Annotated in this window: 1 protein-coding gene; it reads right to left on the bottom strand. The window is 65.6% G+C overall.

Features of this window, described 5'->3' with window-relative positions; translation table 11 throughout:
- Nucleotides 1–309 precede the first annotated feature (309 nt).
- Nucleotides 310–13,002, bottom strand: a complete 12,693-nt coding sequence (locus AC07PQ_RS08545) for a filamentous hemagglutinin family protein (RefSeq protein WP_493184873.1) — start codon at nt 13,000–13,002, stop codon at nt 310–312.
- Nucleotides 13,003–13,108 lie beyond the last annotated feature (106 nt).

The raw sequence follows: 13,108 nt of genomic DNA, 5'->3' as shown, positions 1-13,108 counted from the left end.
TAGCGGAGTCAGGCACAGCAAAGCCAGGCACAACCTCCCCGCGAGGGCGGGTGAGTACATGTTCGGTCCCTCGAGACAGCTTGATATCAAAATAGTGGCGCGATGTTAATTTGCCATTATTTTGCCGTCAATCATCCGCCGGGCCGGCCGATAGGCGCCGGTCTTCTCCATGAATGCGGGCAGAAAATGGCAAACCCGCGGACTAGAGCCTTCGCCTAGGTCTCAAGGGGTGATAGGCACCTGTGTGGCAGCTCTGCAAAAAAAAGGGGCGATCAATGATCGCCCCCAAACGTGTTGCCACGAGAGAACCTATAAGGTCAGTTGCCGCCGCTCCTCCTCGGTCAACTGCTGGCGCGCCTGATCGCTCAGCGGCCCGGCGCCCAGCACTTGCACCGGGCTGTCCGGGTTGTAACCGGGGTTGGCCCGGCTGGCGCCATCCTGGGTCGGCGCCAGGCGCTCCTGGCCGAAACTCAGCACCTGCACGCTAAACACCGACGGCATGTTCTGCCGCGCCGCCGCCTGCTGCTGGCGCGCCACATCCTCGGCGGCCTGGGTCGCCGAAGACGCCGCCGAACTGGCCGACGTCAGGGCCCCGGTGTTGACCGACGCCACCACCGGAATCCCCGAGGACTTGCCCTGGGTCTGGATATTCGCGGCGTTGACCACTTGCAGGGCGAAGATATTGACGTTGCCCGAGACCCGGATCCCCGCCTCGCCGGCGTCGATGGTGCCCAAGGGCGCCAGCAGGTCGATATCCCCGGCGGGCACCTCGGCAATCGGCGCCAGGGTGGCGATCCCCGCCCCCGAGCTCGGCACGTTCGACGACAGCGTGACATTGCCCCAGTTGTCGTAGACCCGCTTGGGCGGGGTGTAGATCACGGTGGTCTTGGAACCACGTCCGGCGTTGATGTCGCCGGCGTTCGACCAGCCAAGGATCGACCCGCCAAAGGTGGTCATAACCCGGCTCTGCCCCAGCAGGATGCTGCCTTGGGAATACAACTGGATATCGCCGGCGCCCTGGGTGATGACCCCGGCGCTGGCCGGCGGCGCCTCGCCTTCGATGCCGAATACCTGCTGCCCGCCCGGGGTGAGCATCTGGATATCGCCGCCAAACAGGGTGTGTACGCCCGCGCCGCCATACATCGTGATGTCGCCGTCGTAAACGATCGGGTTACCCGCCACATCCTTGCTCGGCAGCAAGGCGGCAATCGCGTTGCGACTGCGCAGGAAGCTGCCGAAACGCGGGCCGTTGGCATCGTTGTATTCGCGGCCGCCCTCACGCAGTTCCTCGAAGTAGACGCGACGGGCGAAGACCCGCTGCTGCTCCGCCGGCAAGCTGGCAAAGTAGCCCCGCGCCTCGTCGCCGGAACCCTCGAAGGCAAAGTGCTCCTTGAGCCACTGCAACAATTGCGCTTCATAGGTCTTGGCGACTTTGCCCCGTTGCTCGGCCAGCGGCACGCCGGCCTCGGCCTGATTGCTCGGGTCCAGGTAGGGCGTGACGAACTTCAGGTAATCCAGGCCGGCGGCCCCAACCCCGGCCTGCATGACGATGCTGGCGCCAGGCCGCGAGTCGCCGGCCACCACCGGGCCGAGACTGCTCACCGAGGCCTTGTCCTGCATCAGGATATTGCGTCCGGCGCTGATCTCCAGCGTGCCGGGGCCGGCGACGTTGAAAGAGCTGAACAGCAGGTCGCGTCCGGCGGAAACGATGGAAATATCCCGAGGATCGTTATGGACGAACAGGTTGCCGCTGCTGGTGCCGCTACCGGACAGCCCCCCCAGGGAACTGGCGATGACGGTGGGGATCCCTGTCGGCTCGCCCAAAGCAGTTCCCGAGTTGACAATATCGCGCCCCGCCTTCATCCACACCGGCCCGGCCGCTTCGTACCAGGTTTGTCCAAGCCGTGAACCGGCGGTGAAGTTCAGTATTTCACCACTGCGCAACCCGACTATATCCCCGCCAACCGCATAAAAGCGCGCCGCGTCACGGCTGGCAAACTGATTGCTGGCGGTATTGGAACCAAAGGCAAACAGCGAAAACTCGGCCTTGGTGTTCGGGATCGTAATGCCGTCGCTGCTCAGATTAGTCACTATGGGGTTAGCTATGGGGTTATTAGGGTCCATACCCCAACCCGCGAATGCCGGAGTAAAAGGCGTGGGCATCGCGCTCAGAGAGGCTCCAGACTGGTTGATGGCATACCCGCCGGCATAAATCGAATCCCCGGCCAGCACTTCCAGGCGACCCTGGGTCGACGGCGCCAACAGCAACGAGTACTGCGAGTTGTTACTCGTACCCCCCAACGCCGAGCCGCCGATAAACACATCGCCACTGGCGGCAACTGCGCTCAATTGCGAAGGGAAGATGAATCGGCCATCGGTCGGCGAGCTGTTGCGGTTGCCAATAGGTTGACCGTTATTGCCTAGATCACCGGCCTGCACACTCGGGGTCAGATTGCCGCCCGCCGAAAACAGGTTGATCGCAGTGCTATCGGTCCACAGCGAGAACCAGCCATAGCCCCCCGCTCCATAAGAAGTACCGTCATAGGTGAATGCCGAGGCGTTTTCAGTAGACGTCCGCCCTGGGTCGCCCGTACCGGCCAGCACCAGGTCACCACGGGTGGCCAAGCTGGCCGTGGAGTCGCCGAGCATCAACACCATGCCCCCTGTCGCGGTGCCCAGGGACGCGTTGAACGGATCGTAGGCGCGGGTCTCCTTGCTGTCGTTGAACAGCGCGAGACTGCCATAGTTCAAGGCAATCCCCCCCAGGCTCGAGGCTTGCAGGCCGAGCGCGCCACGCAGGTTGCTCAAGACCCCGTTCAAGCTCAGGTTCTGCTGGGTGTAATCGGTGGAGACTGAATTGATGACCGATGCACTGGTGGTGGCCCGAGCCGATAATCCGGGGTTCAGATCACCACCCACGCGCACCTCCAGATCACCACCGCCGGTCAGCAGCAGTTCACCTGCCGGGGTCACTCGACCGCTGCTGCCCACCGCCAGCACCAGCCCCTGACTACGTGGCGAGGAAGCCGCATCCGGAGCGCCACGACGGCTGAGCAAGCCGGCATCACGGCCCACGTCCAACGTCAGATTGCCACCGCCCAAGGTGCCGATACCGGTAAAGCCCACCAGTATTGGCAGTTGCGCAATCAGGCTGCTATCGGGATTACCGGTATTCACTGCTCCACGACCATTCACATAAGTGCCGAAGTTGATCCACCAACTGGCCGGAATCGGCGTAACCCCGGCCGTATCACCAGTCCCCTGGCGCCAGAGCCAATTGCCCAGGTTGGAACTGGCCAATTGAGCGCGGGCGTTTTCGTTACGCGGGAGGGTGTAGCTACTGAACACATCGCCGGTCAGACTGCCACCGCTACGCAACAGCAGGTTGCCGCCCTGATCCGGGTACCAGGCCGCATACAGACTACCCGGGGCCTCGTTGACCAGGGCTTCGTAAGCGGCCGCCGCACTGCCCAGCACACTGTCATCGCTGCCCCGACTGCGCGGCTGATCGAAAGCGGCCTGCAGATCGCCGGCTCGTGCGGCCGTCGAAGCCCCGGCGGTATAGACCCCATATGACGACTGCATGGCCACATTACCCGCCGCCAGCAGGTCCAGATCCCCGGTACCGGTGCGTAGTACACTGAAGTTCTGGGTGACTGGCGTCACTCTGTTCACCGGGCCGACGATGACCTGCTCCGGCGTGCCGGGGATGGCTTCGCCCAACGAGGTACACAGGCCTTCTGCACACCAGGATTCATATTCCGCCAGAACCGGTGTTCCCTCGACAAAGCCAGGGTCGATCAACACCCCGAGGTCGTTCCACACATAGTTGAAGCGATTGCACATACCTTCGGCGCACCAGGACTCATCCGCCGGCGCGACCCGTGTGCCTTCGACGAAACTCGGGTCGATCAACACCCCCAGCTCGTTCCAGAACCAGGCCCCCGCCGGACGCTCCGGAGTTCCCGGAATAATAATGGTCTCGTGCCCCTCGAGGACCGCGTAATGGGTATCGGCCAAGGTCAGGTCGCCAGCCATCACCGGTTTGATCGCCCGGGTGTCGGCGGCCTGGGTATCGGCCCCCGACACCAGGCGCATCGACCAGGACAACGAGCCTTCCGGCAACAACGGAGCGACGGCCCAGTTACTGCCCTGGCGCCCGCCGGTCACTGTGCGCAGGGGCACCGAAATCACCCCGGACGGCAACTTGATATCGGTTTCCGACGGAATCAACGCGCCCACCTTGAGCGCCAGCGAGCCGGCCAGTTGCACGCCGTCCGGGTTGTTCGGGCCAAAGCTGTCGCGTCTCGGCAACGGCACCCCGGCCGGCCAGGTCATGGCGCCCAGCGAGGCCGCACGGGGCAGTCGCGTTCCAGCGTCCAGGGTCATGCCGCTGGCCAGGGTCACGGCCTCGCGGATCAGGGTGCCGGCGGCATACACCTGATTGCCGGCGCTGTCGCGCACCGCTGCTTGCAGCACGGTGCCGGCCAGCAGTTCCAGCGGGGCCTGCAGGGTCGCCTCGACCGGCAGCACGGTCCCCTGCGCCAGGCGTACCGGCTTGATCGGCAACGCGTAGTTGAGGGTCTTGCCGGGCGGGAACAGGCTGCCGTCAGCCAGCGTCACCCCCGGCCCCGGCACCACCACGTCGCCGCCAAAGGCTTGGCGACCGGGTGTCAGTACCCAGCCGGCATCGTCCGGGGTCGGCGGTGGCGGCGCGAAACCGTCGTTGATACTGCCGTAGATATCCAGGTTGCCACCGGCGCGAATCACCAGGTTGCCCGGTTCGCCGGAGCCGTACACCGCGGTTTTCTGCGCATGGGGATTGACGCTGGCATAGCGATAGCCGGAGAGGTCCAGGTCACCGCTGATCACCAGATCGCCCTGGGTGACGATCTCCAGCCCTGGGCGCAGGTGGAAGGCGTCGGCATAGCTGGCGTTGTTCAAACCGGCCAGCTTGCCGTTCATCAGGCCAGCATTGCCCAAGGCATTGTCGATAAAGCGCTGGCTGTCCTGATGCTTGGCGTCCAGGTAGGCCTGATCGATCACCTGGTACGGCCGACCGCTGGCGGCCGGCGCCGTGCCCTCGGGGGCATCGGTGTAACGGGCGGTACCGTTTACCGCGATGGAACGGGCCCCCAGGATGTTCAGCCGGCCACTGGCGTCGATGGCGATATCGCCCAGGGTCGGATCGTTGGCATCCAGGCGCGGGGCATTGAGCTCCAGCGTCCCGCGGGCCTGGCCGTCGTACTGGCCAGGCGCCGTACCGGCAGCGACCGAGGTGCCATGGCGCAGGTCGATGCGTGCGCCGTCGGCCAGGGTCAATTGGCCCTGGCCGGAGTTGAGTTCGACCAGCGCACGGTTCGGCGAATCGATGATCTTGCCGTAGCTGTCGACCCGCAGGGCCGTGCCGTGGACATCGAGCACCGAGCTGCCGGCCAGGGTCAGGCCCTGGCTGGCGGCCAGGCGGATGCTGCCGACCCGCTCGCCACTGGCGTCGATGCTGCCCAGCACCGTCAACTGGCCGTTGTCCACGGACACGTTGACTTCGCCGGCCTTGAGTTCGTTGCCGATGGTCAGGTCGCCGCGCTTGATCTGGAAGCTGCGGGCACCGAACACCTGGCCCTGGTTGAGGCGCTGGTTGAGCGCGGCGAAATCCCCCAGGGTCTGCGCGCGGATATCGACGCTGCCAGCCTTGTAGGGCACCAGGGTGCCGCCGGCGTCGTAATACCCGCTGCTGGCGCCGAGCAGCGCGCCTTGCAGATCCACCTGACCGCCGCCCTCGCCCACCGCCAGCACTTTCAGATTGCCACCGTGGTTGTTCTCTGCCGACAAGTCGATCCGCGATCCCGCCGCCTGGCGGATATCGCCCTCGCGGCTTTGCAGGATCACATCGCCGCCCCAGCTGTATTGGCTGACTTCGTTGAAGGTGACCTGGCGCCCGGCCAGGTCCAGATGTGCGCTGTCGGTCAGGTTCAAGGCATGCTCGGCATTGACCGTCAGCTTGCCGCTAGGCAGGACCACGGCGCTGTCCAGTTCGACGTTGTTACCGGCCAGCAACACTTCAGCGCCAAGGCTGTCGATGGCCGGCAAGGCCGCCTGCTGACCCGGCGCGCGGCTCAAACGCAGGTCGCCCCCCGCCGTGAGGCGATTGACCGAACCGGCCTCGCCGGTGAGCAACGGCGTGCTGATATTCAGGTTGCCGCCGCTGTAGGCGAAGCCCTTGCCGGCTTCATAGGCACCCTGGGACTGGTACACCGCCAGGCTGCCCTTATGGTTAGCGGTCAGGCGTTCGCTGGCGCTGAGATTGACGTTGGCAAAGCCCAGGGCCAGGCGGGCGTAGTCGGCCAAAGGATCGGGCTGAGTGTTGGGGCCATAGCCGAATTCGATGCGCCGGGCCCGGATTTCCAGGGTGCCGCTGCCGGCGCCGGCGCCGTTGGCAATCACCGCGGCGGGCGTACCGGCGACCCCGTTCCAGATCAAGTTACCGGTCTGGATCAACGCCACATCGCCGGCCGCGCCGGCGCCGTAGATCGCCGGGGTGCTGAGCATCAGGTTGTCGAGCATCGACTGGCCGTTGCTGTCCAGGGTGCTCAGGGTGGTGCTGCCGTAGAAATTCAATGACTGGCCGGCGGTCAACGACAGGGTTTCCAGCGCCGGCGCCCCACTGGCGATATCGCCGCGCAGCAAGCGGTTCATGACCTCCTGGTTGAGGGTCAGCCCCGACGGCAGTGCATTGCGCGCCTGGGCGGCGGCCAACGCCTCTGGACTGCCGACATTGATCCCACCGACCGCCAGCGCCAGGTGACGGGTGCCGTAACGCACCGCGTCGCCCAACCTGAAGGTGTTGGTGGTGGCGAAGGCAATGGTGCCTTGGGAGTACAGCGTGGTTTCGCCCTGGCAGGTAGCCTGTGCACAGTCCCCGATCAAGATACTGCCAGGCCCTCGGGAAATATCACCCTCGGTCGGCGCGAGCATTTGCAGCACACCGTTGGAGACGGCCAGCACACTGCGAAGTCCGGGTTGGTAGATGAAACCATCGGTGGAGTCGTAGGCCGCTTCGCCACGCCCCAGGGTGTTGATCGATGCGCCCTGCTCGATTTGAATCGCGCCACTGGGCAGGCCGGAAACGAGGAACACTTCAGGGGCCGACAAGGTCGCGCCCTGGCGCAACGTCACCGACTCGGCGGCACGGTTCGCATCGAAGCCAACAAAATTGCCGCCCTGGCCATACACCACGGTCGGCGCTCCGCCAATGCTCATGCGGGCCGTGCCAATGGCGTTCAGATCATCGGCATGGAACGCCACCCCGTTGCCGCTGGCAGTGGCCCCGGCCGGCAGAATCTCGATGGCGCTGCCGCTGGACATCACCTCCAGGCTCGCGCCAAAACCGCCTTCGGCCGCCGCCGAACGTGCTACCCCAGCGAACTCGAAACCGTTGGGAGAACCGTTCTGGCCGGCGATCAGGCTGACCCGCAAGGTTTTGCCATCGGCCTCCAGCGCCGCCCGAGGCACGCCCTGGCGCGCGGCATCGCTGCGCACGAAATCGGCATACGGGGTTTCGTTGTATTGCGAGTAACTGCGCAACACCGCAGCCGGGGTCAGGATCACCTGGTGGCTCAAGGCATTCTGAATCCCGGTCTGGGCGATGGACAGCCGGCCGGCGCTGGACCAGGAGCCGTTGCGCATGGCCGCGCCGCGGGTCAGCGCGGTGGCGCCGAATGGCGCGGCCAAGCCATTGATCTCGACCCGGAACGCCCCCGGCAGCAAGGCATAGGTCGACGGCAGCAAGGTGTAGGTGCCCGCCGGCAAACCGGGGACGCCCGCGTCGATGCTGATCTGCTGGCCCACCAAGGGCGTTGTCGCCCCCGCCTCGCCGCCGCTGGGCGCGACATTCGCCTGGACCCCGGGCACGATGGCATACACCGGATTGGTATCCAGCCCCGGCAAAGTAAAGCGGCCATCGGCGCCGAACTGCACCAAGGGGTTATAGCGCGCATCGGTCGAACCGCCGCGTCCGGAAACGAATGCCGCGCCCAGCAACTGGCCACCCCCGGAGAGGTCCAGTACCGCGCCCTGCGGCACCTCGATCGACTGCCCCAGCAACTGCGCGCCCACCACTAGGTTACCGCTGGAACTGGTGCCACCCACACCCAGCAAATCCACTTGCTGACCGTCGAAGCGCCAGGTCACACCGTCCACCGTGCCGCCATAGGGCAAGGTCAGGCCCGCGGCGCTGACCGACGTCAGGCTGCCCGGCAGCAGGCTGAGTTCCTTGGTATAGCGCAATATCCCCACCTGGGTGCCCAGGGAAATATTGCCCAGGGGCGCCCGCAGCACGCCGCCCTGCTCGATGACGGCCGCACCAAGGGTCAGTTTGCCGAACACCGAATAGGGTTGCGCCGGATTGGCGCTGCCGGTGCGCCCGATACTCAGGGTGCGGTCTGGATCGTAGTCCAGGCCATTGCCCCGATAACCCGCGAGCACCTGGGCCACCGCGCCGGTGGCCGGGTAGATCTGCGCCGCCGCCAGCCGCAGGTCGGCCTGGGTGCTCAGGTTGGTATTGCGCGTATTGACGGTGCTGGCCAGGAAGCGCAGGTCGCCCTGGCTGATCAGTTGCGTGTCGTCGAAGGCGCGGCGGTCTATGGCCTGGCTCAGGCCGCTGGCGGTGGTGTCATGGGCACCGATACTCACGCCATCGCGGATATCCAGTACGTTACCCGCCGTGACCAACAGGCTGCCCGTCGAAGCCTGGGTCGAAACTCCACCCTGCACTGTAGGGCGCATCGAGCGGTCAGGCGCATCCACCGCGCCGACACCCGCCAGGCGTACATAAGGCGCGGCCAGTTGCACCCGCGAACCGGTCGCGGCGCCATCGCTCAACGCCAGGGCACCGGCATACAACTGCAGGCTCTGCCCCAGAGACAGCGACAGCGTGCCGTCGAAACTGATCAGGCCGTTGCTGAGCAGCGACAGGTTATCGAAGCCCCCCTCCTGAACCTTCTCCATCCCCAGCCGGGCATGGCCATAGGCAAGACGGTCTTGCACGGCTTCGGGACCGACGCCGCCGGGCAGCAGGCTGTCGGCGCTGACCTGGCCAACCACCATCTCCCGCGCCTGGCGTACCCGCTGCGACGCATTGGTGCGGTAGAGCGGTGTCTCCAGCGCCACATTCAGTGAGCCGCCCGCCGCGCCGCTGCCACCAGCGTGGGCGCTGAAACTGCCGTCCAGGTACAAACCGTTGTTCGACGCCAGGGAAATACTGCCGCCGCCGCTGGCAATCGCCACCGGCCCTTGACCCGCCACATCGACCATGGCCTGGGCGCCGGAAGCCTCCAGGCGCGCGCCTTCACGCACCACCACGAATTGATTGGCCGCGCTGGCGATACCGGTCTGCGGATCGATTTGCCCGCCGATCACGATGCTGCCACCCGCGTCCACCTTCCCGTAGCGACGCCGCAGGGCATCGGTCGCGGTAGCCGCCCGCGCGGCGACATCGAGCACCGCCTGTTCCCCCACCCAGATCGAGCGGCCATGACCGGCGCTCTCGACGTCTTCGGCCACATCCGGCGCAACCGAGATACCGCTCAAGGTGATGGCGCCGCCCCAGGCATTCAATGCACCGTCCACGGTCAACTGACCGATGCTGCCCAAGGTGATCGACTGGCCCGGATCGACACTGATGGCCGATCCCTTACCCACCACCAGCTGGGTACTGGCCATGTCCGCCGCGCTCGAACGCAAGGTGCCGGCCCGCAGGTTGATGCTCGCGCCCTGGCGCTGGCCGAGTACGGATTTGATCGGATCTTCCTGGTAAAGCTCCGGTAGCCAGCGCTCCAGCACAGAGGTCAGGTCCGCGCCCGTTGCCATACTCCTGGCCTGATCGCCCAACAGATACACCGGTTGGGTCACCTCGACCTGTGCCCCGTCGGCCACCTTCAGACCCTGATTGCCGGTGATGTCATACGCGGCGAAGCCTTTGTCGAAGAACTGCGGGGCCAGCACCAGGGTGTCGGCAGCAGTGTCGGCGGCGCGTTCACCAATCAGCACCTTGCCGCTCTGCAGGCTCAAGGTGCCGCCACCGTTCACGCCATAGCCGCGCAACTCACCGTCCAAAGTGAGCGTACCGATAGCCGCCGCGCTGTTGGCATTGGCCGCCAGGGTGACATTGCCGCCCTTGCCGGCGCGGGTCTTGCCGTCGCTCATCAGCGCCGCGCCCGACGACACGTCGATCAGGCTGCCGCTCTCCAGTGCGACATCGGCGCTGCTGCGCAGCGAGACGCTGCCGCCATTGAGGTAAGGCAAGCGACTGCCATCGGCGGGATCCAGCAACAGGTTGCTCCACAGGCCGCTGGTGTCCAGCCGGACGCCACTGCCAACTGTCAGCGTCGCGCGCTTGCCCCCCGTCGCCGCCAGGGTAGTGTCGAGCTTGCCATTGCTGGTGATCTGCTGCAGCACATTGCCCAGGGCGAGACTGCCGCCATGGGCTGTCAGGTCGGCATCAACCTGCACCTGTGGCCCATACAGGGTGATATCGCCGCCGGAACTGACCTGCAGCGCACCGTCAACCAGAATGCTGCCGGTGGCGGCGACCTTGATGCTGCTGAGCTGGAAACCGTTGAGCTGCTCGGTGTCGAGCCACAAGGTGCCCTTGCGCTCATCGGGCAGAACAGTGTCCAGGTCCAGCCCATTGGCTATCGCCGCGGCCTGCCCCAGCACCACTTGCTTGACGGTATTGGCATCGGCACTCAGGGCGTACTGCAGGCTGGCGCTGTCCTTGACGTAGTAAGGCACATAGGCCCCCACCACCAACTGCCCGCCCCGGGCCACGGCGTTTTGTCCTTGCTGGTAGCCATCGAGCCCCGGGCGTGGGGCCTGAGTCTGGCGATCGCCCTGGAAGGTATCACCGACGATCTGCCCTTCGAGTACCGCATGGCGAGTGCTGACTTCCAGGCGGCCGGCGTCTCGACCCACGCTGTAGCCTTGCTCCAAGCGCTCGCGGGGGGCAATCAATGAGTTGTAGTGATACTCGGTCTGGCCCCAGCGCACGCTGTGCTCTTCGAAACCCTTGTAGAGCCCGCTGTAGAGAATGTCGCCCGGAGCCCTGGACAACTCGATCAGCCGGCCATCGGCGGTCCGCAGCCAGGTCTGCTGGATCATTCCGTCCTGCACGTCCAGGGTGCCGCCGGAGAGGTTGATCTGCGAACCCTGCTGAGTCACCACCTCATTGCCGCTCAGACGTACGCTGCCGCCCTGGGCCATCCATTCGCCGACGTTGTGCGGCTGGGTTCCCAGATAACCGCCCACCTCCAGCAAGCCGCCAGCGGTATACCAGCGATCCGTGGCGTAGCCGTTGGTCCCCGCCGGGACCAGCACCAGCTCGCGGGCATCGACCCAGACATCGTTGTTGTTGAGGTTCTTGCTGTCGCGGTTGACCGAGGCGTCACGCTGCTCGTTGCCCTGGATATTGACCTTGACGCTGTTGGACTCCATCGCCACCTTGACGCCCACCGCCCCTGACACATCGATCACCGCACCGTCGCGCACCAGGCTGCGCTGCCCGGCATTCACCGCGACCTGGCCGCCGGTGGCCAGGGTGATCGAACCGCTCTGGAAGTCCACGGTGCCGCCGCTGGCGATCTCCACCAGTGACTGGTCGCGACGATAGGTATCGGCCGGCGTCGCGTTGCCAGCCAGGTTCAAGGCTGGCGTCAGCAACCCGTCCCGCTGGCTGTCCAGGGCCGTGCTGCTGTCGATCAGGATCGCGCTGGTACTGCCCTCGCCCAGGGTGACCTTGGCGTCGCTGCCACGGGCATTCAGATGCAGGGTGCCGCGGGCGTCCACCGAGGTGCTGCTCAGGGCCAGGCCTTGTTGCAGCACCTCCTGGGCGCTCAGGGTGATGTCGCCGGTAGCCGCCTGGATCGAGCCGTGGTTGCTGACCTTGCCGATGCCCGAAGCGACGACCTCGTTGCCGCGGGTGGTCGAGGTCGGGTTGCCGTCGGTGCTGTAGCCTTTCTTGATCACAAAACTGTCGCCGGCCACCAGAGCGGTCTGGCCTCGCGGAGTATTGATGCTGCCCGCGTTATCCACTTCCTTGCCCAGCAACAGCACATAACCGCCGCTGGAGGTGGAAGAACCTGGCGTGTGGGTCTGGAGCAATGCGCCCTGCTCCACCAGCACCTTGCCAGCGGCGTCGCTGAACGTCGGCGCACTGTCGCTGGCGCTGAACAGCCCACGGTTGTTGAACTGCTCGTCGCTGATGGTGGTGGCCGCAGCCACCAGGTTGCGCACATTGATCTGGCTGCTGCCGCTGAACACCACGCCGTTACGGTTGAGGATCATCACCGTGCCGTCGGCCTTGAGCGCGCCCTGGATCTGGCTCGGCGAGGTGCTGTTGTTGACGCGGTTGAGCGCGGCCCAATCGGCGTTTTGCTGGAACTCGACGGTGGTGTCACGGCCGATATTGAAGGTTTCCCAGTTGAGAATCGCCTTGTCGGCGGTCTGCTTGATCGACACCAGCGCCTTGCCGTTGGCATCGGTCTGCACCGGCCCCTCGGCATTGACGAACAGCGGCTTGCCGTCGGCCCCGAGCAGCACATTCAGGCCATTGCCCCCCAGGCCGTTATGCACAGTCTGTGGAGCGCTCAGCGCCGCCGCGCGCCCGGCCGCTTGCGCGGCCTGCTGGGCGGCGATGGCGGCTACTGTGTTGTTGAGATTGCTCATCGAACGTTGCAGTTGATTGTTGACCCGCTGCTGTTGCGCCAGGGGCGGTGGCGTACCGGCCGGCTGCGCCACCGATGGACGCGCCGCGCCGGCGCCCTGGTTCGCGCCCATGGCCCCGAACCAGCCCGAACTGAAAGCCTGGGGCTGCGCCGCCTGGGCCGTGCCGGCAAGCATCAACAAGGCAATGGCATGTGCCAACGGCTTGAGTCGTAGCACCGGTTGCCCGGCGACAGCGGAGGCGTTGATGAGTCGGGAAACAGGTAGATTCGGCTCAGAGCGCATCACTTGCGAGTCCTTCTTACGGTTCGGGCGAATGGCGGGTGCAGCGGTCGACGCCAAACATTCGCGGGGTTACTGCTAAGGCGGTTATGGGCAGGCGCGACCGAAC

Source organism: Pseudomonas sp. GW821-FHT09E12 (assembly GCF_059416085.1).
This window is presented reverse-complemented; position numbering and strand designations above follow the sequence as displayed.